The following is a 364-nucleotide window of genomic DNA, read 5'->3' as shown; positions in this document are numbered from 1 at the left end:
TGAGGGTCTGTAGCTCAGTTGGTTAGAGCACACGCTTGATAAGCGTGGGGTCACAAGTTCAAGTCTTGTCAGACCCACCATGACTTTGACCTAGATTGAATAAATCAAGTTACAGGAATTGAAGATATATCGAATCACAGATGATAAGCTGGGGACTTAGCTTAGTTGGTAGAGCGCCTGCTTTGCACGCAGGAGGTCAGGAGTTCGACTCTCCTAGTCTCCACCACGTACTTATTTAGTATGGGTATAAGCTAAAGATTACAGAATTTAGTAAGTATAAGCTTATTAAGTTCTGTGATTTAAATATCACAGTATTTAGTGCGGTCTGACGAAGACGCATTAATTCATTAACAGATTGGCAAAA

The 364-nt window shown here is 40.7% G+C and carries 2 tRNA genes; both read left to right on the top strand.

Features of this window, described 5'->3' with window-relative positions:
- Positions 1-3 precede the first annotated feature (3 nt).
- A tRNA-Ile gene (locus ACEO2X_RS14270) sits at positions 4-80 on the top strand.
- Positions 81-150: 70 nt separating this feature from the next.
- Positions 151-226, top strand: a tRNA-Ala gene (locus ACEO2X_RS14265).
- Positions 227-364: the final 138 nt, after the last annotated feature.

Source organism: Acinetobacter sp. AL9, assembly GCF_041464035.1.
GTDB lineage: Bacteria > Pseudomonadota > Gammaproteobacteria > Pseudomonadales > Moraxellaceae > Acinetobacter > Acinetobacter towneri.
Note: the sequence above shows the minus strand (reverse complement) of the source record. Positions and strands in the feature narration are given on the sequence as shown.